This window comes from Nocardia sp. NBC_01009, from assembly GCF_045208035.1.
Lineage (GTDB): Bacteria > Actinomycetota > Actinomycetes > Mycobacteriales > Mycobacteriaceae > Nocardia.
Genome location: NZ_CP108695.1, coordinates 4,840,876 through 4,865,654 on the forward strand (window position 1 = coordinate 4,840,876; position 24,779 = coordinate 4,865,654).

Annotated in this window: 19 protein-coding genes and 1 pseudogene; 12 read left to right on the forward strand and 8 right to left on the reverse strand. The window is 67.6% G+C overall.

Features of this window, described 5'->3' with window-relative positions; genetic code table 11:
- Nucleotides 1-41 precede the first annotated feature (41 nt).
- From OHA42_RS21670 to OHA42_RS21680, 3 genes are read left to right on the forward strand one after another with little or no spacing between them, the layout of a single operon-like run.
- Nucleotides 42-698: an urease accessory protein UreF gene (locus tag OHA42_RS21670; protein ID WP_406229708.1), complete on the forward strand. Its 657-nt coding sequence runs from the start codon at nt 42-44 to the stop codon at nt 696-698.
- 34 nt (nt 699-732) lie between these two features.
- Nucleotides 733-1,455 (forward strand): urease accessory protein UreG, encoded by a 723-nt coding sequence (gene ureG, locus OHA42_RS21675; protein WP_406229709.1) that lies wholly within the window; start codon nt 733-735, stop codon nt 1,453-1,455.
- Nucleotides 1,445-2,095: an urease accessory protein UreD gene (locus OHA42_RS21680; protein WP_406229710.1), complete on the forward strand. Its 651-nt coding sequence runs from the start codon at nt 1,445-1,447 to the stop codon at nt 2,093-2,095. The genes ureG and OHA42_RS21680 overlap by 11 nt, the downstream gene beginning before the upstream one ends.
- Nucleotides 2,096-2,493: 398 nt before the next feature.
- Here OHA42_RS21680 and OHA42_RS21685 read toward each other — a convergent pair whose 3' ends face one another.
- Complete coding sequence (locus OHA42_RS21685) at nt 2,494-3,954, reverse strand: NAD(P)/FAD-dependent oxidoreductase (RefSeq protein WP_406229711.1); 1,461 nt, start codon at nt 3,952-3,954, stop codon at nt 2,494-2,496.
- 226 nt (nt 3,955-4,180) lie between these two features.
- Between OHA42_RS21685 and OHA42_RS21690 the strand changes: the two genes are divergently transcribed.
- Nucleotides 4,181-5,665 (forward strand): cytochrome P450, encoded by a 1,485-nt coding sequence (locus OHA42_RS21690; protein ID WP_406229712.1) that lies wholly within the window; start codon nt 4,181-4,183, stop codon nt 5,663-5,665.
- 54 nt (nt 5,666-5,719) lie between these two features.
- Here the strand turns inward: OHA42_RS21690 and OHA42_RS21695 are convergent, their stop codons facing one another.
- Nucleotides 5,720-6,604 carry a tat pathway signal sequence gene (locus OHA42_RS21695; RefSeq protein WP_406229713.1) on the reverse strand — a complete coding sequence of 295 codons (885 nt, stop codon included), beginning with the start codon at nt 6,602-6,604 and terminating at the stop codon, nt 5,720-5,722.
- A gap of 550 nt (nt 6,605-7,154) precedes the next feature.
- On the opposite strand from OHA42_RS21695, the gene recC reads away from it, so the two are divergent.
- From recC to OHA42_RS21735, 8 genes and pseudogenes are all read left to right on the forward strand, one after another.
- Nucleotides 7,155-10,499: an exodeoxyribonuclease V subunit gamma gene (gene recC / locus OHA42_RS21700; protein ID WP_406229714.1), complete on the forward strand. Its 3,345-nt coding sequence runs from the start codon at nt 7,155-7,157 to the stop codon at nt 10,497-10,499.
- A gap of 217 nt (nt 10,500-10,716) precedes the next feature.
- Nucleotides 10,717-14,133 carry a UvrD-helicase domain-containing protein gene (locus OHA42_RS21705; RefSeq protein WP_406239515.1) on the forward strand — a complete coding sequence of 1,139 codons (3,417 nt, stop codon included), beginning with the start codon at nt 10,717-10,719 and terminating at the stop codon, nt 14,131-14,133.
- A 298-nt stretch (nt 14,134-14,431) separates the two neighbouring features.
- A complete protein-coding gene (gene recD, locus OHA42_RS21710; RefSeq protein ID WP_406229715.1) occupies nt 14,432-16,345 on the forward strand; it encodes an exodeoxyribonuclease V subunit alpha in 1,914 nt (637 codons plus the stop codon).
- A gap of 79 nt (nt 16,346-16,424) precedes the next feature.
- Nucleotides 16,425-16,898, forward strand: a complete 474-nt coding sequence (locus tag OHA42_RS21715; RefSeq protein ID WP_406239516.1) for an RNA polymerase sigma factor — start codon at nt 16,425-16,427, stop codon at nt 16,896-16,898.
- Nucleotides 16,898-17,509 (forward strand): methylated-DNA--[protein]-cysteine S-methyltransferase, encoded by a 612-nt coding sequence (locus OHA42_RS21720; protein ID WP_406239518.1) that lies wholly within the window; start codon nt 16,898-16,900, stop codon nt 17,507-17,509. The genes OHA42_RS21715 and OHA42_RS21720 overlap by 1 nt, the downstream gene beginning before the upstream one ends.
- A 106-nt stretch (nt 17,510-17,615) precedes the next feature.
- The gene (locus tag OHA42_RS21725; RefSeq protein ID WP_406229716.1) at nt 17,616-18,344 is read left to right on the forward strand and encodes a 2OG-Fe(II) oxygenase; all 729 of its coding nucleotides are present in this window, start codon (nt 17,616-17,618) and stop codon (nt 18,342-18,344) included.
- Nucleotides 18,345-18,370: 26 nt separating this feature from the next.
- Nucleotides 18,371-18,631, forward strand: a complete 261-nt coding sequence (locus OHA42_RS21730; protein ID WP_406229717.1) for an Ada metal-binding domain-containing protein — start codon at nt 18,371-18,373, stop codon at nt 18,629-18,631.
- Nucleotides 18,632-18,646: 15 nt separating this feature from the next.
- Nucleotides 18,647-18,841: pseudogene (locus tag OHA42_RS21735) on the forward strand (helix-turn-helix domain-containing protein); the annotation flags it as partial.
- A 26-nt stretch (nt 18,842-18,867) separates the two neighbouring features.
- Here the strand turns inward: OHA42_RS21735 and OHA42_RS21740 are convergent.
- The 6 genes from OHA42_RS21740 to OHA42_RS21765 form a co-directional block, all read right to left on the reverse strand.
- Nucleotides 18,868-19,362, reverse strand: coding sequence for a GNAT family N-acetyltransferase (locus OHA42_RS21740; protein WP_406229718.1), 495 nt, complete (start codon nt 19,360-19,362; stop codon nt 18,868-18,870).
- A gap of 180 nt (nt 19,363-19,542) precedes the next feature.
- A complete protein-coding gene (locus tag OHA42_RS21745) occupies nt 19,543-20,052 on the reverse strand; it encodes a GNAT family N-acetyltransferase (protein WP_406229719.1) in 510 nt (169 codons plus the stop codon).
- 64 nt (nt 20,053-20,116) lie between these two features.
- Nucleotides 20,117-20,698 (reverse strand): DUF3558 domain-containing protein, encoded by a 582-nt coding sequence (locus OHA42_RS21750; RefSeq protein WP_406229720.1) that lies wholly within the window; start codon nt 20,696-20,698, stop codon nt 20,117-20,119.
- Nucleotides 20,695-21,084: a hypothetical protein gene (locus tag OHA42_RS21755; RefSeq protein WP_406229721.1), complete on the reverse strand. Its 390-nt coding sequence runs from the start codon at nt 21,082-21,084 to the stop codon at nt 20,695-20,697. Before OHA42_RS21755 ends, OHA42_RS21750 begins: the two co-directional genes overlap by 4 nt.
- Before the next feature lie 345 nt (nt 21,085-21,429).
- Nucleotides 21,430-23,556: an MMPL family transporter gene (locus OHA42_RS21760; protein ID WP_406229722.1), complete on the reverse strand. Its 2,127-nt coding sequence runs from the start codon at nt 23,554-23,556 to the stop codon at nt 21,430-21,432.
- Complete coding sequence (locus OHA42_RS21765) at nt 23,553-24,749, reverse strand: peptide synthetase (protein ID WP_406229723.1); 1,197 nt, start codon at nt 24,747-24,749, stop codon at nt 23,553-23,555. Before OHA42_RS21765 ends, OHA42_RS21760 begins: the two co-directional genes overlap by 4 nt.
- Between the last annotated feature and the right edge of the window lie 30 nt (nt 24,750-24,779).

Genomic DNA, 24,779 nt, shown 5'->3' on the forward strand with positions numbered 1-24,779 from the left:
GCCGGGAGTCGGCTGCGACACGCGAGGCATAGGATCGACGAATGCCACGATCCGCCGAGCGAGCTACCAGCCTGGCGATGCTTTTCACGCTCGCCGATTCACGGCTGCCGATCGGCGGGCATGTGCACTCCGGCGGCGTCGAGGAGGCGGTTGCTTCCGGGCTCGTGCGCGATGTCGCGACGGTGGAGCTTTACCTATGTCGTCGGATACGCACCGCCGGACTGGTTGCCGCGTCGTTGGCGGCGGCGGTGTGCTCGGGTGCGCTCGAGCCGGTGCGTGCCGAGGCCGAGGCCGATGCGAGGACGCCCGCGCCCGGTGCACGCACGGCCTCGCGCGCACAGGGCCGCGGTCTCCTGCGTCTAGCCAAACAGATTTGGCCGCAACATGATTGGGTCGCCGTCGGGTCGCGTCCGCATCTGTCCACGGTGTTCGGCATGGTCGGTGCGGCCTGCGAGGTCACGCCGCTGGAGACTGCGGGTGTCGTCCTTTACACGACACTGACCGGCGCGGCTACCGCCGCTCAGCGACTGCTCGCCTTGGATCCGGCTGCCATTGCCGCATGCACGGTCCGGCTCGCTGATCTGTGCGATCGAACCGCCGCCGAGGCCGCGACCGGACTCGCGGCACTGTCGGATCCATTGCAGGACGTGCTTGCCCAACGCCACGCGCAACGGGAAATGCCGCTGTTCGCCAGCTGAACGCGCCGTACCCGAGACAAGGAGATCCTTACTCATGCCCCCACATCTGATCGATGGCGAACCGCACGCTCACACCCACGATCGGCCCAAGCGTGCCCGCACGGCGGGGGAGGCGCTGCGCATCGGCATCGGAGGACCGGTCGGTTCCGGCAAGACCGCGCTGGTTGCCGCGCTGTGCAGGCAGCTGCGTGACGAGCTGTCGCTCGCGGTGCTGACCAACGACATCTACACCACCGAGGATGCGGACTTCCTGCGCGGGCACGCGGTATTGCCGGACGAGCGGATCGCCGCGGTGCAGACCGGTGGTTGCCCCCACACCGCCATTCGCGACGACATCACCGCGAACCTCGATGCCATCGACGATCTGATCGCGGCGAACCCGCCGCTCGATCTGATCCTGGTGGAATCCGGCGGCGACAACCTCACCGCGACGTTTTCCTCCGGCCTGATCGACGTGCAGATCTTTGTCGTCGATGTCGCGGGCGGCGACAAGGTGCCGCGCAAGGGCGGCCCCGGCGTCACTTTCTCGGACTTGCTGGTGATCAACAAGACTGATCTCGCCCCGCTGGTCGGCGCCGACCTCGGCGTCATGGAGCGCGACGCGGCGAAGGTGCGCGAGGGACGCCGGACGGCAATGATTTCGCTCACCGACGATCCGGCGGCAACCCCGGTGCTCGCCTGGGTGCGCGAGCAATTACGGGGGATCGCCGAACAGGATTACCAGCCCGGCGCTGCCGAATCGGCCATTGCGCACTGAATTGCGCATCGTCGCGGCCGTCGGCTCGCTGCCGGAGATCCATGCCAGCGGCGGGCTGACGGCGCGGCGCACCGGTCCCGACACGGTGCACATGATCGGTACCGCCGCCACCCCACTCGGCGGTGACGAGCTCGATATTGCGATCACGGTCGGCCCCGGCGCACGATTGGTGGTCCGCTCCGTGGCGGCGACCATCGCGCTGCCCAGCGCCGCGACCCCGCGATCGAACGCGCGGTGGCGTTTCGAGGTCGCGGCGGGGGGCGAGCTGGACTTCGAGCCGGAGCCGACGATCGTGGCGGGCGGCGCACACCATCACGCTGTCACCACCGTCTGTTTGGCGACCGGTGCCTGGTTGCGGTTGCGCGAACGGGTGCAGATCGGCAGGGTCGGCGAAGACGGCGGTGGCTGGCGCGGCGATGTGATCGCCGACATCGGCGACCTTCCGCTACTTCGGCACCGCTTGGCACTCGGCGCGGGTGGCGCGGCCGACGATGGACTCGCCGCGCCGCGCGCGTTGGACAGTGAGCTCGTCTATCCCGACGATCGTCCGGTCGAGACAACCGGTTTGACCGCGTGCCGCCTACCGTTGGCCGCCGGCGGCACGCTGTTCACCCGAGTCGGGTCGCTGCTCGCCGACTGATGAATCCCGCGCAGCGGACTGGAGTCCGTTGATTACTGAAGAGTTGCTATCGCGCGGCGCTGCTCGACGTGCTGGTCTCGTCCGGGTGCCGGCTCTGGCGGTGTTCCCCTCCAGCCGAGCGAGAGTCGCCGATATCCCCGCGCGAAGAATGTGCGGTCGATGTGGTTAGCCGAGCGCGAGATGGGACATAAGAGAAGGGTGGGAACTCGACAGCGTCGTCGAGTTCCCACCCTTCCGGTTCGAGCTCGATCAGTCGCCGACGATCCGTGAGGGTGCGTGGAAGGCGTTGATCGCATCCATTGCGGCACCGGCTGCCGCACCGACGGCTGCCGCGGAGATCGTGAAAGCAAAAACGTGGGCGAGCCGAACAGTGACGCTGATCGGCCGCGGCCATCCCCTCAGCCTGCCCTGCGGTCGGCTGCCGCCTTCTCCGCCTTGTCGAGGGCCTTGGCCTTCTCCACGGTCTTGCCGTTCTCGGCAGGCGGCGCGCCGAGCGCGGCCGCGAGCTCGTCGGCATCCTCCTCGTCGGCGTTGACCGTCTCGAGAGCGAGCCGGGCGAACACCCACTGCTCGGTCGCCGCCATCTGGCCGCGGCTGCGCCCGAGGAAGGTCACGAACCACTGGATGACGGTGATGATCCGGCTGCGGTAGCCGACCAGGTAGTAGAGGTGCAGCGCGAGCCAGGCCAGCCAGGCAATGAACCCGCCGAACTCCAGCTTGCCGATCTGGCAGACGGCGCTGAACCGCGACACCGTCGCCATGCTGCCCTTGTTGAAGTACTTGAACGGCTTGCGATCCTGCGGCGCTTGGCCTTTCAGGCCGGCCTTGATCTGCTTGGCCGCATAGGTCGAACCCTGGATCGCGCCCTGCGCCATGCCGGGCACGTTCGGCACCGACATCAGGTCGCCGACGACGAAAACGTTCGGGTAGCCCTTGATGGTGAGGTCGGGTTCGACGATGACCCGCCCGGCGCGATCGACCTGGGTGCCCTCGGACTGTTCGGCGAGCATCTTGCCGAGCGGGCTGCCCTGGACGCCGGCCGACCACACCTTGCAGGAGGACTCGATGCGGCGAACGGTGCCGTCGGAGTCCTTCACCGTGACGCCGTGCGCGTCGATATCGGTCACCATGGCATTGAGCTGGATCTCGACGCCCATCTTCTCGAGCCGCCGCTGCGCCTTGCCGCCCAGCTTCGGGCCCATCGGGCCGAGCACCGCGCCCGCGCCTTCGAGCAGGACGACTCGCGCGTCACGCGGATCGATGTTGTGGAACGTGCCTTCGAGCGTGCGATCGGAGAGCTCGGCGATCTGGCCCGCCAATTCGACACCGGTGGGTCCGGCGCCCACCACCACGAAGGTGAGCAGCCGGTCCCGCATTTCCTGCGTGGTGGCCAGTTCGGCCCCTTCGAACGCGCCCAGGATGCGCGCGCGTAGCTCGAGTGCGTCATCGATGGTCTTCATGCCCGGCGCGTAGGTGGCGAACTTGTCGTTGCCGAAGTAGGACTGCTGCGCGCCGGTCGCCACGATCAGACTGTCGAACTCGGTGAGGGTGTTCTGGTTGAGCAGTTGCGAGGTCACCGTCTTGGCCTGCAGGTCGATATCGATGACATCGCCGAGCAGCACCTGCGCGTTCTTCTGCTTGCGCAGGACCAGGCGGGTGGCCGGCGCGATTTCGCCCACCGAGAGGATGCCGGTGGCCACCTGGTAGAGCAGCGGCTGGAAGAGGTGGGTGGAGGTCTTGGAGATCAGGGTGACGTCCACATCGGCGTGCTTGAGGTGCTTGGTTCCGAACAAGCCGCCGAAGCCGGAGCCGATAACCACCACCCGATGACGACGGTTCTCGACAGACTCAGTGCTCATCGTCCTGCTCCTCGACAGACCTGGGCTTGGCCCCACGAACGTTGTTGACCCGCCTTACGGTAGTCGGCGCCGACTCGACCGTCACGGCGAGATCCCGGTTCCTGCTGTGCTGCGAAGCGATACCACCCTGCCGCCGATCCGCCGGGTGGAGCGTTGATGGGGCGAACCGACCGAATGAATGTGAGAAAGAGAATACGATAGATGCTGTCGTTCAGGGAGGTATGCCATGGTTGCCCGCGACCGTGTCGTCGGCCGAAAGCCCAGCGCACAGCCTGAATCCGAGAATGCTTCGTTGATCGATATCCCTGATGGGCACCTCATCGATCGCGCATTGCGACGCGTTCCGGAGCGCCGCAGAGTCCTCGCCTCACCGCCCCGCGGCAGCGCGACCACCGCGGTCGACGGCGACGCGGGTCTGCCCTATTTCGGGCGCGGACTGCATTATCTGCGCTGGGGTCCGGCGGAGATGATGAACCGCTATCGCCGCTACGGCCCGGTGTCACTCAACAGCTCCCTCGGTATCGATCGGGTGCTGGTCTGCGGACCCGATGCGATCGACGAGGTGCTCGGCAGGCGCCGCCGCGATTTCGGTCAGGGGTGGAACTACTTCATCGGCCCGTTCTTCGGGCGCGGTCTGCTGCTGCTCGAATTCGAGGAGCACATGTTCCATCGCCGGATCATGCAGCAGGCGTTCACCAGGGACCGGCTGGAGGCCCATCTGACCGCGCTGACGCCGGTGGCCAGCGAGGCAATCGGGCGCTGGGTTCCGCACGGCGAGACCCGCAGGACGGTCAAGCTGTACCCGACGATCAAGGAACTGACCCTCGAGATCGCGGGGGAGACCTTCATGGCCGTCGATGTGGGAGCCCAACGCCGCATGCTGCTGGGTGCCTTCCTCGACTGCACGCACGCCGGGCTCTCGATCATCCGTCATCCGGTCCCCGGCGGGCATTGGCGTGCGGGTCTGCATGGCCGCAAGGTGCTGGCGGATTACTTCACGGCGATGCTGCCGCAGAAGCGGCGCACCGAATCACCGGACTTCTTCTCTGGTCTGTGCCATGCGCGCACCGAGGACGGCGCGGAATTCAGCGACGCCGATGTGGTGAACCACATGATCTTCCTGATTATGGCCGCCCACGACACCACCACGACGACGGCCACAGCGGTCGCCTACTACCTGGGTAAACATCCGCAATGGCAGCAGCGCGTGCGTGCCGAAGTGTTGGCCATCGATCACGAAACCGGCAGTGCCGCACCGACGATCGCGGATCTGGACCGGATGCACGATCTCGACCTGGTGATCAAGGAGAGTCTGCGGTTGGTGCCGCCGGTGCCCGGTCTGGTGCGGCGGGCGGTGCGCGACACCGAAATCGCGGGCCGCTACATTCCGGCGGGCACGCCCTGCGATCTCGCCTACAGCGTCAACCATATGCTGCCGGAGCTGTGGACGAGGCCCGAGCGGTTCGACCCCGAGCGTTTTGCCGAACATCGCCGGGAAGACAAGTCGCACCGCCTCGCCTGGCTGCCGTTCGGTGCGGGCGCACACAAGTGCATCGGCATGCACTTCGGCACCTTCGAGGTGAAAACGATCATCGCCGCACTGGTGCGTGCATACGAGTGGACGATCCCCGAGGACTATCGAATGCCCTGGGGTTTCTCGACCATTCCGTTTCCGAGAGACGGCGCTCCGGTCGATCTACGCCGCCTGTGACGGGACCGCGCAGCAGCAAGCAGCGGTCGTCGGCTGCTGCGCGGTTGGGGGTGGTCAGCGCCCGGAGAAAAGGAGCTCCGCAACCTTGGTGTCGGTCTCGGCGCCTTCGGTGTAGCCGCCGGCGTCGCCGAGCGAACTCATGATCGCCAGGGTGTAGCGCTCGCCGGGGCCTGCGAAGCCGACCGAATTCACCACCCAGCCACCCTGCTCGGCAGACCAGCCGTTCTTCAGCCCCGGTTGCATCTTCGGACCTGCGCCCCACACACCCCAGTGCTGGTTCATATCCACCGAGCGCATCCGGTCGAAGAGATAGTTGCGGTCGTCGGGATGCATACGTGTGAAAATGTTGTCCATCAACCGGTCCAGGTCGGCAGCCGTGCACTTCTGGAAGGACCAGTCCGGGAACAACGCGGTGGTTGTTGGTAGCGGGACGAGGGTAACCATGCCGTTGGCGCGGAAGGCATTGTTGTAGGCCATCCGGTCGAAGCCCGCGTACTTGTTCCAGAGGAAATCGGCGGCGGCGTCGTTGGAGGTCGCCAGCATCGACTCCATCAGTCCGCGATCGCCTGGCGTGAGGTCGATCGCGCCGACCCGCGCGCGATTGAGCAGGTCCTCGGCAATCGCGAGCTTGATGGTCGAGGCGGTCCAGACCGAGTTCTCGGCATTCTCGTTCGCGTACACCCCGCCGCTGGCTCGATCGCGCACCACGTAGCCGGTGACGCCGGGCCGACCGCTCAAGTAGGCGTCCACGGCCGCGATCCGGTTGCTCATATCGCAGTCGAAGCCGGGCAGGCAGCCTTGCATATGCGCGGGCGGCGCGGCGTTCGCGATCGGTAACAGCGCAGGTACGCTCGGTATCAAGATCGCCGCGGCAGCAAGGACACAGGTTGATGCGGCCACGCGGGGAACGGCCCGGGTGACGGCCAAGGGGTAACGCACGAGGGAACACGATGGCACATCGGCGCGCTGGGCGCACGTCTTGAGCTGGGCTGGCGACTGTGCTACTGCGAACGTTGCGCGCTTGCCGTGCAGTGTCTTTCGCAGCGGGTCGATCAGCGGAAGGCTGCGCGCAATTCTTCGACGGTTCGTCCGTTGAGCCGGTAGCAGTGCGCAAAGGCCTCGGAGTGACTATCGCGTGGCCAGGAATGTAAGACACAGGTGCGGCCATATGAGCGCGAGTTGACCAGCTCCCATCTGTCTCCGACTCGGCGGACTGTGAACCCGCCTCTCGGAACAAGGGGAATCACCATCGCAACCATGAAACGCGAACCAGCCTTTCGTGCAGTCTCCCGTTCCTCCCCGGTTGAGCACTGTTGCACATCGAGGCACTCGATCCGAGGTGACACGGCGAAGTAAATCGTTCGTGTGTGGCTTATTTCACTCTCGGGCTTCTGGGGTGCCGAAATTGCGTACCGATCGCTGGGCGTATAAAAGTGCACGAAGCCCGAGGCGTTTCGACACAGAATCCGGACCCGACGAGAGGGCGTAGATGCCGCTGCACATCCACCGTGCCGAGCGCTCCGACGCCCTGGCGGATTCGCTGGCTGCGATGCTGGCCGTGCCGCTGCCCGATCCGTTCGCCGCAGAGGTGGTCGCGGTGCCCGCCAAAGGGGTGGAGCGCTGGCTGGCACAGCGGTTGTCGACGGTGCTCGGCGTCGGCGGATCGGCGCGGACCGATGGTGTCGCGGCGAATATCGAATTCCCGTCGCCTGCCGCGCTGGTCGCCGCGTCGCTTGCCGCAGCGAGCGGAGTGCGACCCGAGGACGATCCGTGGGCGTCCGAGCGTGTGGTGTGGACGTTGCTGCGGGTGATCGACGCGTCGCTGTCCGAACCGTGGTCGGCGGTGCTTGCCCGGCACCTGGGTGCCAACGATCCCGTCGGAGGCGACCATCGCGTGGGTCGCCGCTACGCCACCGCCGCGCACTTGGCCGCGCTGTTCGACAGTTACGCGGCACAGCGCCCGGCGCTCATCACGGAGTGGGCGGCGGGTGCCGACACCGACGGCGCCGGCGATCCGGTGCCCGACGATCTGGTGTGGCAGCCGGCGCTGTGGCGTCGGTTGCGGGCCGAAGTCGGTGCGCTCAGCCCCGCCGAGCGTCTTGCGGCCGCGTGCGACCGGTTGCGTGCGCAGCCCGAACTGGTCGATCTTCCGGTCCGGCTGTCGCTGTTCGGCGTGACCAGATTGCCGAGCGATCAGCTCGCGGTGCTGTCGGCATTGGCCGCCGGGCGCGACATCCATCTGTGGCTGGCCCACCCCAGTCCGGCCATGTGGTCGCAAGTGGCCGAGCGGCCGGTTGCCGTTGCCCGCGTCGACGATGTCGGCGCGACGGTCACTCGGCATCCGCTGCTGGCGGGGCTCGCCCGCGACGTGCGTGAACTCCAGCAGCGGGTGGCCGGCGTCGTCGCCACCGATGTCCACCACCCGGAGGACACCGCACCACTGACACTATTGGGTGCGATGCAGGCCGGGATTCGTGATGATGTCTGGCCACCGACCTCGGGTCTCGGAGTCGCCGGCGACGGCAGCATCCAGGTGCATGCGTGCCACGGCCCCGCACGTCAGGTGGAGGTGCTGCGGGAATGCTTGCTCGGGGTGTTCGCCTCCGATCCCACCTTGGAGCCGCGCGACGTGCTGATCATGTGCCCCGAAGTCGAGGCGTATGCGCCATTGGTTCGGGCCGCGTTCGGGCAGCGGACGTCGGGTTCGGGTGAGACGGTTGCGGATTCGGCGCATCCGGCGCACCGGTTGCGGGTGCGGCTCGCCGATCGTGGGCGCGGGGTCACCAATCCGCTGCTCGCGGTGATCGAGGTGCTGCTCGAACTGGCCGACGGGCGGGTGACGGTGACTCAGGTGCTGGACTTGGCCGCTTCCGAAACCGTCCGGCGCCGTTGCAGATTCGACGACGATGATATCGAGCGGTTGCGCGAGTGGGCGGCGGAATCGGGAGCGCGGTGGGGGATCGGGCAGCGGCAGCGGCAGGCGTTCGGGCTTGCCGACTTCGCGCAGAACACCCTCAACAGCGCGGTGGACCGGATCCTGCTCGGCGTCACCGCGGACGAATCATCGGAGGACTGGCTGGATCTGGCGCTGCCGCTGGACGACGTGGACAGCAACGACATCGATCTCGCGGGCCGGTTCGCGGAATTCATCGACCGGCTCGCCGTCTGTCTGCGCGACCTGCGCGGGCCTCGACCCGCCCACGAATGGGCGACGGTGCTCGGTCGCTGCCTCGACCTGCTCACCGATGTGCCCGACAGCCAGGCGTGGGTGCGCACCGAGGCGCGTCGCGAGCTGGCCGCCGCCACCGAGTATGCCGGCGGTGTGTCGCTGCGGCTGGCCGATATCGGCGTACTGCTGGCCGGACGGCTCGCGGCCCGGCCGACGCGTGCCAATTTCCGCACCGGCGAACTGACGGTCTGCACTTTGGTGCCGATGCGGTCGGTGCCGCACCGCGTTGTGGTGCTGCTCGGCCTGGACGATGAGGTGTTCCCGCGGACCAGCGGCGTCGACGGCGACGACGTGCTTGCCCGTAATCCACTACTCGGCGAACGGGATCCGCGCAGCGAAGACCGCCAGCTGCTGTTGGACGCAATCATGGCGGCACGCGAGCGGTTGCTGGTGTTCCACACCGGCGCCGACCCGGTTACCGGCGCGTACCGGCCCCCTGCGATTCCGGTTGCCGAACTGCTCGACGCGATTCGGGCGTATGTCGGCGTCGACGGCATGTCGTCAGTGGTGACCCGGCATCCACTGCAGGCCTTCGATCGACGTAACTTTCTGGCGGAGCAGCCTTTCAGCTTCGACACGGTCGCCTTGGCCGGCGCGCAGGCCGCAGGCGGTGCCGCGCAGCCGCGCCCGGCGTTCCTCGCCGGACCGCTGCCCGCTGTCGATTTCACCGATGTCGCACTCGCGGACCTGATTTCGTTCGTCGAACACCCGATCCGCGCGTTCCTGTGGCAGCGTCTCGGCCTGCGCGTGCCCGAGCACGACGAGGACATCGCCGATCGGCTGCCCATCGAACTCGACGGACTCACGAAATGGGAACTGGGCGAACGCCTGCTTGCCGCCCGGCTGACCGGCGCCGATCTGGCCGGTCTTCGTGCTGCGGAGTGGCGGCGCGGCACGCTGCCACCGTTCGGTTTCGGCGCCGCCGTTCTCGACGAGGTCGAGAACACCGTCGACAAACTGGTCCGCGCATCGCTGCCGGAATATCAGGGATCGGCGCGTGCTGTCGACATCGCGATCGATCTCGGCAACGGCCGCAGGCTCACCGGGACGGTGCCGGAGGTGCGTGGCGAAACCCTGGTCCGCACCACGTTCTCCCGGCTCGCACCGAAACACCGCATCGCTGCATGGGTGTCGCTGCTGGCACTGGCGGTCAGCGAGGACCGCTCGTGGCGCGCGGTGACCACCGGCCGCGGCCAATTCGGCCGCCCCGCATGGCGTTCCGTGCTCACCGCCCCCGACGCGCCTGCCGCTCTGACGGTGCTGCGGGAACTGGTGAAACTGCGCGACGCCGGCCTCACCGAACCTCTCCCGATCGCCCCGGGAGCCACCGCCGCCTACGCCGACCGCCGCTTCCGCGGCTCCACCGTCGACGAAGCCTGTGCCGCCGCCGAACGCGAATTCAACGGCGGCCCTAACGGTCCGGGCCCCTTCGGCGACCACACCGACCGCCACCTCCGCTATGTCTGGGGCCCTGCCCCCCGTCTCGAACACCTCACCGAAGCCCCCGCACCCCCCGGCGAACCCGGCGAAATCACCCGCTTCGGTGCCCTGGCCCGCCGTATGTGGGCACCGCTGCTGGCCGCCGAAAGCCAGGGTCAGCCGTGACCGCCGGTCCTCGTTTCGCATCATGGGGTGGCATGGTTTGCGGGGTTGTCGGCGTGGCATGTCGGGGGAGCGGGGCCGGGCGGGTGACGATGGTGGCGAATCCTGGGTGGCCGGGTGGTAGCCGGGGTTCGGATATGCGACCGTCGGGGTCGTTGTCGGACAGCGGAAGTGGGTGGTGGGCGTGACCGTTCAGGACACGGCGTTCGCCATCCCGGAGATGGCGGCGGTCGACCGGTTCGATCCGAATGGGCCGTTGCCGACCGGTACCACGGTGTTGGAGGCGAGTGCGGGGACCGGTAAGACGCACGCGATCGTCGGTCTCGCGGTGCGGTATGTGGCGGAGGCCGGGATCGATGTCTCGCAGCTGTTGCTGGTGACGTTCAGTCGGGCTGCGACGCAGGAGCTTCGGGAACGCACTCGGGATCGGTTCGTGGCGGTTGCCGCGGCGCTGGCCGATCCGGAGCGGGCGCGGGCGCACTCCGATGAGCTGATTCGCCATGTTGCCCAGGCAGATTCGAGTGAGGTGGGCATACGTCGCAATCGATTGCTCACGGCGCTCTCGGATTTCGATGCGGGGACCATCGCCACGACGCACAGCTTCTGCCAGCGCATGCTGGACGAGCTCGGGTTGGCCGGTGAGCACGACCCCGGTTCGCGTCTGGTGGAAACCGTCGACGACCTGGTGGGGACCGTCGCCGACGATCTGTTCCTGAACCGGTACGCCCGCGCCGAACCGCCGTTCTCCTTGAAGGAGGCGCACACGCTGGCGCTGGCCGCCGTCGGCGACCGGCACGCGGTGCTCGTCCCGAAGGGCGACGGCGCCGCGGGGGAGCGGGTCGCCTTCGCGACCGCTGTCCGCGCCGAGACCGAACGCCGAAAGCGCCTGGCCGGTCTGCGCGATTTCGACGATCTACTGGTGCTGCTGCACGATGTCCTCGCCGATCCCGCGCACGGTCCGCGCGCCTGCCGCCGCATTCGCAATCGCTATCGAGTCGCCCTCGTCGACGAGTTCCAGGACACCGACCCGCTGCAGTGGGACATCCTGCGCCTCGCCTTCCACGGTCACTCGACCCTCGTTCTGGTCGGCGACCCCAAACAGGCCATCTACGCCTTCCGCGGCGCGGAGGTGCTCAGCTATCTCGACGCCGTCCAACACGCCGACACCCGTAAAGAACTCACCACCAACTGGCGCAGCGACGCAGGCCTACTGGCGGCCCTCGATCACCTGCACGGCGGAGCGGCGTTGGGCCACAAGGAAATCGCCGTTTATCCGGTGGCCGCCACCCGACCGTGGTCCCGGCTGTCGGGCCCAGGAGATCTCATCACACCGCTGCGTCTGCGCTGTTTGCCCCGAACCGGTGCGGGGCCACTGAACAAGTCGGGCTTCCCTGCCGTCGGCCGCATGCGTGCCAAGGTCGCCGAAGACTTGGCAGCCGACATCGTCGGGCTGCTGGAATCGAGGGTCCTGGTCGAAGTGAAGGCCGGACCACCAGCCGCGGCCACCTCGCGCGGCGCGAGTGCCACGGTCGAACCGAGCGCCGCCGCCGGTATCACCTCGGATGGCGCGGTCGACGTTCCAGGCGTGGTGCGCAGGCCGATCGGGCCCGGCGACATTGCGGTGCTGGTGCGCACCAGGTCTCAGATCGATGTGGTGCGGGCGGCTCTGGATCGTGTGGGAGTCGCTTCCGTTCTCGCGGGCGGCACCAGTGTGTTCGCGACGAGCAGCGCCACCGATTGGCTCTGGCTGCTGCGTGCGCTCGAACAGCCGCATCGGTCCGATCGGGTGCGGTTGGCCGCGTGCACACCTCTGCTCGGGATTACTGCCGTCGAAATCGACAGCGGCGGAGCCGATCTGGTGGGGCGGATCAGTTCGCAGCTGCGTGAGTCTGCTCGGTTGTTCGCGCGGGCCGGTTTCGCGGCGGTGTTCGAGAAGCTGTCCGCCGAAGCGAATCTGGCACCGCGACTGCTGACGATCGAGAACGGCGAGCGGCAGCTGACCGATCTGCGGCACATCGCGCAGTTGCTCGATCAGGTGGCGTTGACCGAAGGTCTCGGGTTGACGGCGCTGACCCGCTGGCTTGCCGACCGGGTGCGCGATCCCGCTTCCGGGTCGGTGGCCGACCGCAGCCGCAGGCTCGATCGGGATGCGGCGGCGGTGCAGATCGCCACAGTGCATGCAAGCAAGGGCCTCGAATTCCCTATCGTCTACCTGCCCTTCGCGTGGGACAACGCGAAGAACCCTTATCCGGCGACCCTGCTGTATCACGACGACCATGGTGCCCGCGTGTTGGATGTCGGCGGCCAGGACGCCGCCGGGTACGCCGAACGCAAGCTGCGCAGTGAGACCGAGGAAGCGGGTGAGGAACTGCGCCTGCTGTATGTCGCCCTCACCCGGGCGATGTGCCAGATCGTCACCTGGTGGGCTCCGGCGATCACCACGGCGGCTTCGCCGCTGCACCGGATGATCCTCGGCCGCCCCGACGGCGGCGGCATTGTTCCCGGCCGCGCCGCCGTGCCCGCGGATGCTGCTGCGGTACAACTACTTTCGGTATGGGGTGCGGGCTCGCCCGCGGCGATTTCGGTGACGGGTGTCGAAGGATCCGACGCCGTCGAGATCCGGCGGGTGCGCAGCGAATCCGCGACCGGAGCGCTTGCGGCCGCGCAGTTCTCCCGCGTTGTGGATCAGCAATGGCGACGCACCTCGTACTCGGCGTTGACCGCAGGCGCCCACGATGCGGCTGTCGCCGAGTCCGAACCCGAGGACGAGCGAGGTCCGGCCGACGAACCGAGCGCACCGGTGCTGGAGGAGACCGACCCGCCGGTAGAGGGGGTCGCGTCGCTGATGAACGCCCTGCCCTACGGAGCAGAGTTCGGCACCCTCGTGCACGGCGTACTCGAGCTGATCGATACCGACGCGGCTGACCTGGCTACCGAGGTGCACACTCGCTGCCGCGCGGCGACCGAGGAATTGATGGCAGAGGCGGATCCCGAAATCCTGGGTACCGCATTGCTGGCGGTGCTGCGCACGCCACTCGGATTCGGTTGTCTTGCCGACATCTCCGGACCAGACAAGCTGAACGAGCTCGAATTCGAGCTGCCCTTGTCCGGCGGCGACGCCCCCGGCGCGCACGCGGCTACGCTGGGTCGCATCGCCGACCTGCTGCGCGAGCACCTTCCATCCGATGACGACTTCGCCTCCTACGCAGACCAATTGGCGGCCCTGGACGACGTCCCCCTGCGCGGCTACCTCACCGGCAGCATCGACGCTGTGCTGCGCGTCACCGAATCACCCGGCGCCGAACCGCGATTCGTCATCGTCGACTACAAAACCAACCGCCTCGGCACCGGCGACCTCACTGCCGATCATTACACCCACGACCGGATGGCCGCGGAAATGCTGCGGTCCCACTACCCCCTGCAGGCGCTGCTCTATTCGGCAGCGCTGCACCGCTACCTGCGCTGGCGCCTGCCCGCCTACGACCCGGTCCGCCATCTCGGCGGTGCCCGCTACCTCTTCGTCCGCGGCATGATCGGCCCCGAAACCCCCTCGGGTTGTGGTGTCTTCGACTGGAACCCACCGACCGAACTGATCATCGCCCTCTCCGCTCTGCTCGCTGGCGAGTCCGACCGATGAGGGCGACCACCGTCCATTGCATGCGATGGGACTCGGCATCCGCCAATTCGTGGGTGACCGGTTGCAAGGAGCGCGACCGCTCGGCGCTGCCCACCCCGTCGTGTGTGCAAGCGGCTGTCCCGCGGGCGAATTCGCAGATGGCGATTCAAGGGGCGCGCGGCCACTTCGTGTGGGTAGGCGCGGTGCAGATGTGTGCGGCTGTCGTACGGGCGCAGGTGGATGCTCCGTGTACGGATTCGTCGGCGGTATTGCGCACTGAGTGCGACCGCCCGGCGATGGCGAGGGGGAAGGCGGGGCGATGACATCGATTCAGTTGGCGCAGCGGGGGACCGGGTTGTTGCGGACCTTCAATGAAGCGGGGGTGCTTTCGGCGGCCGACGTGCACGTGGCGCTGCGGTTGGGGCGCATGGGGCGGGAGTTGTCGGAGGAGGTGCTGTTTGCGGCGGCGCTCGCGGTGCGGGCGGTGCGGTCCGGGTCGGTGTGTCTGGAGTTGCATCGGATGCGGGAGATCGGCGTGGAAGCCGACGAAACCTGGGATGCCGGAGCGGGTGTCGATCCCGCGACGTTGCCGTGGCCGGAGATCGATGCCGTTGTCGCGGCGTTGCGGGTGAGTCCGCTGGTGTGCGGTGGACCGGCGGGTCCGTTGCAGCCCTTGCGGCTTGTCGACGCACAGCGCAGCACCGATGCGGGTCCGCTGTTGTACCTGGACCGGTATTACCAGCAGGAGCAGACCATTCGGCGGGTGCTCACCGAGCGTTCGAGTGATCATCCGGTCGTCGATCCGACCATCGTGCGGCGTGAGCTGGACCGACTCTTCGACCTGTCGGTCGGTGCGGCCCCGGACCGGCAGCGGTTGGCCGCCGCGCTCGCCGCGACGCACTGGACGACCGTGGTCGCGGGCGGGCCCGGCACCGGCAAGACCCACACCATCGCCAGGATCCTGGCGTTGCTCGATGCACATCAGCGGGCGAATCCGAAACTGCCCGCGCTCCGGATCGCCATGGCAGCACCCACCGGCAAAGCGGCTGCGCGCCTGCAGGAAGCGGTGCGCGAGCAGGCCGACGCGCTCGACCTGCCGGAACTCACCGCCGCCACCCTGCACCGGCTGCTGGGCTGGCAGCGCGGCCGCACCACCAGGTTCCGGTATCACGAATTCAACCGGCTGCCCTACGACGTGATCGTCGTCGACGAGACCTCGATGGTGTCACTGACGATGATGAGCAGACTGCTTGCCGCGCTGCGCCCGGATACCCGGCTGGTGCTGGTGGGCGACCCGGATCAGCTCGCCTCGGTCGATGCGGGCGCCGTCCTCGCCGACTTGGTGGCGGGACCCGTTGTCGGCGAACCGAATCCGGTACTGGACACGGTACTCGGCGCGGATGCACTGGAATCCGCTGCGGCCGAGGATAATCCGGAAGCGCTGACCAGCCTGGAGCGAACCCGGCTGCAGGGCGGCATCGTGCGCCTGACCCGTGGTCGCCGCTTCGGCGGCAAGATCGCCGAACTCGCCGTCGCGATCCGCGCGGGCGAGGCCGACACAGCGCTCGAGTTGTTGCGTGCGGGTGGCCGGGAACTCTCGCTGAGTGCACCCGACAACACGGTGGCGGTCCGCGCCGATATAGCCCGGGCCGCACGAGAGGTCACCGCGGCCGCACTCGACGGTGACGCGGCGGGCGCACTGCAGGCCCTCGAATCGCATCGACTCCTGTGCGCGCACCGACAAGGCCCGTTCGGTGTCGAACGCTGGGACCGCATGGCCGCCGAATGGGCAGCCGCGGGCGGCGCGGGCCCCGACACCTATCAGGCTCCCTGGTATCCCGGGCAGCCCCTGCTGGTCACCGCCAACGACCACGAGGCTCGCATCTACAACGGCGACACCGGTGTGATCGTCCGCATGCCCGACGGTTCCCTGCGCGCGGCACTGCAACGCGGCAGCGAGCCCTACCTTGTGCACCCCACGCAATTCCCTGCGGTGGTGACGGTCTTCGCCATGACCATCCACCGCAGCCAGGGCAGCCAGTACGACACGGTCTCGGTCGTGCTGCCCGAACCCGAATCCACCCTGCTGACCAGGGAACTGCTGTACACGGCCGTGACCAGGGCCCGCCAACACGTGCGGATCATCGGCACCGACGACTCCATTCGCGCCGGTATCGCCCGCCGCGTGCTGCGCGCCAGCGGTCTCTCGCGCAGTTCCGTGGTGCCCGCATGATCGGCCGCGGGGGCATCCGTGAGCTCCTGACTTCGGAATCTCACGTTTTCCCACCGGCCGCCGTCTACCCAGTGTGAGTTTGCCTCCGTTCGAGGAAGTCGTAGCCGAATACGGCCCGATGGTGTTACGCGTGTGCCGGGCGGTCCTCGGTCCGACCGATGCCGCCGACGCCTGGTCGGAGACCTTCCTGTCGGCATTGCGTGCCTATCCTGACCTCGACCCGGAGACGAACATCGAGGCGTGGCTGGTCACCGTCGCGCATCGGCGCGCCATCGATGTCGGGCGAGCGCTGACCCGCGCGCCCGTCCCGGCCGACACTCTGCCCGAGCGCCCGGCCCCCAACGCCGACCCGGCCGGTTACGACCCCGATCTGTGGGCCGCACTGGCGGCGCTGCCGACCAAGCAGCGCCAAGCAGTCGCCTACCACTACCTGGCAGGCCTGCCGCACGCCGAAATCGCCCAGCTGCTGGGCAATTCCACCGACGCAGCTCGCCGCGCCGCCGCCGACGGGCTGAAATCCTTACGCAAGCTCTACCCGAAGGATCGATCATGATGGCCACCATCGACCGCGGGGACCCCCTCTTCGACGGGCTGACCCCCCGCAGCGCCGAGCTCCTGTCCGCCTTGCATCGTCGCCTGGCGGCCGAGGCGCAGTCCGCCGGCCTGCTCGACGTCGCCTACCGCACACTCGACACACCCGTCGGCACTCTGCTGCTCGCGGCTACCCCCGCAGGCCTGGTCCGCGTCGCCTATCCGAACGAGGACCACGACACCGTCCTCGCTACCCTCGCCGAGCGAGTCAGTCCACGAGTCCTCGCCGCACCCGCGCGCCTCGACGCCGCGGCAAGGGAGATCGACGAGTACTTTACCGGCGCCCGAACACAATTCGACCTCACGCTCGACCTACAGCTCACCGGCGGCTTCCGTCGTCAGGTCATCCAGCACCTGCGAGACATCGGTTACGGCCGTCGTGAAAGTTATGCCGCCGTTGCCGCCGCCGTCGGCAACCCGCGCGCTGTCCGGGCCGTCGGCTCCGCCTGCGCGCACAATCCCCTCCCGGTGGTCATCCCGTGCCACCGCGTCGTGCGCAGCGACGGCACCATCGGGCAGTACGTCGGCGGCACCGCAGCCAAGAACACCTTGCTCAGCCTCGAAGCAGCATAGGTCGTCGAGCGTCGGCCTCGGACGTCTGTGCCGGTGCCGAGTTCGGTCGACCGGCGGACGCCCGACGGACCGCGTAGGGGCGTCGTGCAGAAAGAAGGAGAATTCAATGACTGCATCGAAAACCATTGCTTCACTGTCGGATCGGGTCGACGCGCAACAGTGGGCCGAGCTCACCGCCGAGATCGATGCGCATGGCAGCGCGCAGACCGGACCGTTGCTCACCCCCGGCGAATGCGCCGAGTTCGTATCCATGTGGGACGAGCGCGCCCGCTTCCGCTCCACCATCGATATGGTGCGCCATCGATTCGGCGAGGGCACCTACCGGTACTTCGCGCACCCGGTTCCGGAGCCGATCACCGCCTTGCGTGCGGCCTTCTACCGCAATCTATTGCCCATCGCCCGAACCTGGGCGGCACGTCTCGGCGACCACGCACCGTGGCCGGACGACTTCGCGGACTGGCTGGACGCCTGCCACGCTTCAGGACAGACCAGACCGACACCGATCCTGTTGCGCTACACCAGCGGTGACTGGAATGCCCTGCACCGCGACCTCTATGGCGATCTGGTGTTTCCGCTTCAGGTGGTGATCGGCCTGGACCGCCCGCGCGTCGACCACACCGGAGGCGAGTTCCTCCTCGTCGAGCAGCGACCGCGCGCCCAGTCGAAAGGCACTGTCACAGTGCTCGAACAGGGCCACGGCTTGATCTTCACTACCCGCGACCGCCCTACCCCGAGCGCCCGAGGATGGTCGAGAGCCCCTATGCGCCATGGCGTCAGTCGTATCCGCACCGGCATCCGCCACACCCTCGGCCTGGTCCTGCACGACGCCGAATAGTCAAGTCCCACACCATGTCCGAGCGGATGCATACGCTCATCGACGCCGACGGCCGCCCGTACCGTACGCCGGTACCGGGCCGGTTCGGCGGCCACCGCCGCACCAAGATCTACGGCCGTCTCGACTGTCCCTCCGCTCTGCGCGCTCTCACCCGCGGCCATTACCACCCCCATCGCGTCTTCTTCGCCGACGAAGACACCGCCATCGGCGCAGGCTACCGCCCCTGCGCCAGCTGCATGAAGGAGCGATACGCGGTGTGGAAAGCCGCCGAGCGCGGGGGCCGGTAGATCAGTTCCGTGGTGATGCTGCGGGCGCGGTGGCGAACCCAGCTGCGCTTGCATCGGGCGGTGCAACTGCTCGCCGACGGAGTCGCGGTGACGGCGGTCGCCCATCACTGCGGATGGGCGTCGACCAGTGCGTTCATCGATGTCTACCGCCGGATGCTCGGGCATACGCCGGGGACCTATCACGCCGATCGAGACTCGAAACGGTGGTAAGGCCGCAGCTGGGATTCCGCTGATGGTCAAGTGAGGTCGGAGATGCCGGTGACCGCGTCGCCATCGACGTGTACCCGGGCTCGCAGTCCGGTGTCGATGAGTCGACGGGCCGCGATATTGCCCGGTGTCGTCGTCGCCGTGATACGGCACGCGACGGTCTCGGCGGCAAGTCTGCGTAGCTGCGCGGTGACAATGCTGCCGATTCCGCGGCCGCGGTGCGACCGGCCGATCCAGATTCCCGCCTCCAGGTCGTTCCCACGGGGTTCGAGCCGGGCAGCTCCGATCGCCTCGCCGTCGACCGTGACGACAAAGGTCCGTTCGCTCGGGCGGGTGGGATGCAGGGCGCGTCCGCGATGGAATTCGACGAACGCGTGCCTGCGCTGCGGTGTCCATCCCGGTGGTCCGTCGACAGCCGCTATCACCTCGAACGGGTCGGCATCGGCGACCGCCGCGTCGAGCAGCGGTCGCAGGTTTTCCTCGCTGAGCTCCTCGAGCGTGACGGACGGCGGAAGTTCGTTCACAGTGTCGAGGCTCCTCTGGCGCGCCGCAGGCAGTCAACAGGTTTACAACGACGCAGCTGGATACGACCGTGACCGCGGAGTGTGCTGACGTCGGGTCGGAAGTCCGACTCCGAGATTTCGACAGCTTGCTCGATCGCGAGGCGAGTGCGACGCCATGACCCCCGGACCACGCAGCGCGGGTCAGCGGAAGCGTAGGAGCATCGCCAGGCTGGTGGTGCCCGCTCGGTTGATGATCTCGGAGCCCGCCACCTCGACGAAGCCGAGGCGAGTGTAGAGGCGGCGGGCAGGGTTGTCGGCGCGGACGCTGAGGCTCATGCCGTCGTAGCGGGTGTGGGTGTCGTCGAGGAGGCGGGCCAGCAGCGCGGTGCCCAGGCCGGTGCCGCGCGCGGCGGGGCTGGTGGCGATGGCGAGCTCGGGGATGTCGTCGGCGACGTAGCCGTATCCGGCGTTCTCCTTGTCGAACAGGCGAATCCATGCGGCCCCTTGCAGCTGCTCGGCCGAAGCGCCGCCGACGACGCCGAGATCGCCCTTGGTGCCCCACTTCTCGACGTAGCGGGCAAGTTCCGGAACCGCACGCAGGTCATCGGGGGTGGGTGTGCCCTGTTCCGCGGCGTGCGAGGCCTCGTACAGCATGGTCCAGAGAAACGGTTCGTCGTCGGTTTCCGCGGGGCGGAGAAACAGTGATGCCATGCTCGACGACGATAGTGACCCCGGGACCTGGCAAGCCATCGGGAACAGGGATGCGCTGCCGCGATCAGCTTCCGGGCGGCAAGAGTGGGACAACCGCTTCCGCGATCTCGGTGGCGGCGGCGCAGGGGGAGAGTTTGCGTGGGTGCAGTCCGCGCGGGTCGTCCACCAGGATGTAGAGCGATCCGGTCTTCATGTCGACGTTGATCGTGCAGCCGCCCGGCACGTCGGGGCGGGCTTCATAGCGCAGCGCTCGGCGGCCGGCGATGGTCAAATCTGTTGCGGTGGTGAATTTTTCACGAACCTGAGCGAGAGTGCCGTTGGTGGTCTGCACACGGAATGTATAGGCACTCTGTGCAACGAACAGGCAGCCCTTCCAGCGCGCGTCGCCGGTGCTCTCCTGTCTGGTGGCAGGGGGACGCGCGTCCCACTGATGGGATGCCAGGAACGACGGTGTCAGTGCGGTGCACGGATCGAAGGAGGTGCTCTGCCCCGATCCGCTCGTCGGCGCGCCGAGCGCGGCCGAGGACGGTCTGGCGGTCATCGACGTTGCCGAAGGCCGTGGCTCACCGCCGCATCCGCTGAGCACGGTCACCACGAGCGCGACCGCCGCGACACCGGCCGACCGGCTACCGGCGCCGCGCCTCATGTGGTGATCTCACGCATCTGCCTGGCGAACTCGGCGTCGGTGCGCTCGAAGGCTTCGCGAATGGTGGTGAACAGGGTCTGGATCTCGGTGGCGGCCGCGATGTAGTCCCCGAGGGTGTCATAGGCGTTGTTGGGCCCGCCGAATGCCTTCTCCCGAAATAGCTGGACCAGCTCCATCGCCGACCACAGCCGAGGGTTGTCCTCGCCGAGACCCCAGTACTCGCGCTCGCCGAGTGCGCGCGCGTCGTTCTGGGCCGAGGACAGGTCGATGATCAGCTCTCGGCAGGCCCTGTCGATGTCGAGGAACGCCTGCGGCGCCATCCGCACCTTCAGCGCCCCCGCCTTCGCGTCCTCGATGTACGCACTGAACGGACTGTCAGCAGCCATGGCGGTCGCCCTTTCCACTAGCTCCGTCTGATCAATAAGACGTACCTGATCGCGAGCCGGTTCCATCGAAGCACAGAAATCACCGGCTCGAGTGGCGCAAAACAGACAAGTGGCGGCTACGGTCGACCGGCGAATTCGCTCCCGGCGGAACCACTTACCGGTTCCTGGAGGCGCGGGTTGCCGTGGGCGACTGCGCCGTATGTCCTATTCAGCATGCTCGATAGCTGGTCATCGAGCTACCGACAGCGCCGGGCATTCACCCGATTCGTGGTGCGTGGCCCGGCACGTGAGCACCTCACCCAGGTGCTCGCCGCGCTGGTATGACCCGGTGTTCGCGAGTGGCCATCAGGACAGCGTGGGCGCGGGCTGCTCGACATGTTCGGTGACCATGGTGCTCGGTCGAGGTGGTCCGCCCGCGCCGGGCATCCACCAATTCGCGCGACCCATCAGCTTGACCAGCGCCGGGACCAGCAGCATCCGAACCAGGGTTGCGTCCACGATCAGCGCGATGATCATGCCGAGCCCGAGGAAGCGCATCGGTGTCAGTGGCGAGAGGGTGAACGCGCCGGTGACGAGGATGAGCAAGGCGGCGGCCGCGGTGATCACCCTGGCGGTCTTGACCGTGCCGATGCGAACGGCGGCGGCGGTGTCGGCGCCCGCATGGTGTGCCTCCACCATGCGGGAGAGCAGGAAAACCTCATAGTCGGTGGACAATCCGAAGACCACGGCGATGATCAACACCAGCATGCCTGCCACGAGTGGGCCGGGACTGATGCCGAGGACGCCGGAGAGATTGCCTTCGTAGAAGATCCAGGTGAGCACGCCGAATGTTGCGGCGAGGCTGAGAAATGCCATGACGACCGCCTTGAACGGCAGCACGATCGAGCGGAACGCGGCCGACAACAGCAGCACAGTGGCTGTCACCATGATCAGGATCATCCACGGCATCCTTGCCACGATCGAATCGACGCTGTCGACGGTCGCCGCGGTATCGCCACCGACGCGAAGTGTGGTCGCCGCTGGGGGATTCAGGTTCCGTATGGCTTCGACGGTCGCGGCGGCACCTTCACTGCGATCTGCGGCGGACAGGAAAGCGTGCAGGACGACGAAGTCCTCGGCGCGCCCGACCTGGAACACCTGACCGACACCGTCCACCGCGCCGATGTCATGGGTGGCCGCATCGACCGCCGCCGCGTTCGGCGCAGTCCCGTCCCGACCGCGCAGCACCGCGGTGACGCCACTGCTCGCCGCCGGGAATCGTGCGGTGAGTTCTTCTACCACACTGCGCATTTCATTGTCAGGAGGCAGGGCACGCTGATCGATGTCGCCGAGCCGCACTCCCGTCAACGGCACCGCGAGCACCAGCAGCACGGCGCCGACGGCGACCGCGACAAGACCGGGCCGCCGCAGCACACCGTCCACGACGCGACCCCAGAATCGTTCGGTCCGCTGCTCGGGTGTGGTCTGCCCGATCCGAGCTCCGAACAGCGCCAGCATCGCGGGCAGCACCGTGAGCGACAAGCCCGCCGCGAGTGTGACGGCCGCGATAGCACCGAATCCGAGCGACCGCAGCACCGCCTGGGGATAAATGAAGGTGCCTGCGAAGGCGCAGATCAGCAGCAGGGCGGAGAAGGCGACGGTGCGACCGGCTGTGGCGCAGGTCCTTTCGATCGCCGCTGCGACGGTGTGTCCCTCGGCGACTTCCTCACGGAACCGGGTCACCATGAACAGCCCGTAGTCGATCGCCATGCCGAGCCCGAGCAGCGACGCGATATTGACCGCGAACGTGCTGACCTCGGTGACCTCGCCGAGCACACGAATCGCGCCCATCGAGCCGAGTACCGCGAGCAGCCCGACGGTCACCGGAAGCGATGCGGCCACCGCACCACCGAAAAGCAGAACAAGGATCAGCAGCGTGATCGGCAGCGAAATGGATTCTGCCACCACCAGATCGTGCTGCGACTGACCGTTGATTTCGGTCGCCAACGCGCTGTAGCCCGACAGTTGGGTATGGATCCCGGGAACCTGCAGTCCCGCTTCGATATCGGGGTAGGTGTGGACGCGCCGGGTTTCGTCGCCTGCGGTGAACACCACGGCCAGCGCCTTCTTGCCGTCGGCGGAGCGCAGGAACCCTTTGCGCGGTGGCACGCTGTTCCAGTAGGACTGGATCGGGCGCTCGAGTAGCGTCGGATCGATCCGGCCGAGCGCCTCCTGGATGCGCGGGCCGATGTCGTCAAGGGTCTGGCCCTCCGGTGCGGTGTAGAGCGCGACGACGTCGGGGTTCTGCGGTCCGAAATGTTCGCGAACCACCTGATCGACCAGCGCTGATTCGCTGCTCGGGTCGGTGAATCCGCCCGCGCTGACCTTGTCGGCCGCACCCGTGCCGAGCACACCGAACAGCAGCATCGCTCCGATGACGACGGCGAGCACCGCGCGTGGACGCGCGATGATGAAGCGGGCCGAGGTGATCACAGCTTTTCCCTGACCGGTAGCTCTTGCTCGAGCCGGGCGACAATGTGGTCGAGGAGTGCCTCGAGCCGGGCCTCGATGCCGACGCCGTTGCGGCACGACACCGACAGCTCGGTCTTGCCACCGGACTCCACGAGACCGAACAGCAATGGCATCGCGACGCTGTGCTGCGGCACCACGCGAATGGTCGTCGGCCGGAAGCCCGGCGGCGAGAGGGCGTCGAGGTCGAACACGCCGACATGAGAGACTATGGCGGAGGCCAGATTTCGGCCGTACTGGGAACCGAGCCAGTTCGTGGTGCGCAGGATCGCCCGGCCGACGAGGTCCGGTATCCGCACCAGACCGCTGTTGTCCATCTGGTTCAATTCGCGCCGTTGCGCAAGACCGGCCTTGAGCTGCGCCTTGGCGACGGTCCAGTCCTGGCCGGGTTCGAGATCCAGGAACAGGGGCAGCGCCAGGTTCGCGGTGGAGCGCAGTTGCGGATCGTGCCTGCGCAGATCGACCGGCATCATGATTCGGGAAGGGCCCTCGGTCTGTTCCGCCAGGATGGCCGCGACGCGCGCGACGCCACCCGACCCGGTCGCGTCGATCGTCCGGTGTCGCAGCAGATGTCGTGGTCGGTCCGGTTCCTGGCGGCCGCGCCCGACCGCGCTCCGATACTTCGGCAGCGGCAGTGTCGCCTTGCCCGGTGGCGTTCCGATCCGGGCTACCAGCTGGTAGTCGGCGACGGGGTCCGGCATTGCGTCCGGTGTCTCGCCGCGCAGTACTTTGAGCACGTTGGTCATCCAGAGCACCATGCCCATGCCGTCCATGACCCCGTGGAAGGCGCGGAATAGCAGTGTGACCGGCTCGGCCGTCAGCAACACCACCTCGGCCGTTGCCCCGGGATACGGCCCGATCGGGCTGGTGAGCACGTGATCGGTTTCGAGGTCGGGGTACTGAACGGTATGGCGGTCCACGACCCGTACCGCCGGAGCGATGCCGCTGTCGACCCACTCGCCGCCCATGCGCCGCAACCGTGCGCCGGGGCATGCATCGGACGCCACGGCCACTGCCTGGCGTAGGGCTTCTCGGTCGATGGTCCCTTCCCCGTGGATCATCGCCTGCATGAGGAACGGTGGTGCCAATTGCCGCATCGGGAAGTACATCCGCTCGGTGGGAGAGATCGGCCGGCGGAAGATGCTGTCGTTGCCCATGATTGCCTCCATTGACGACAAAGTTCGCGA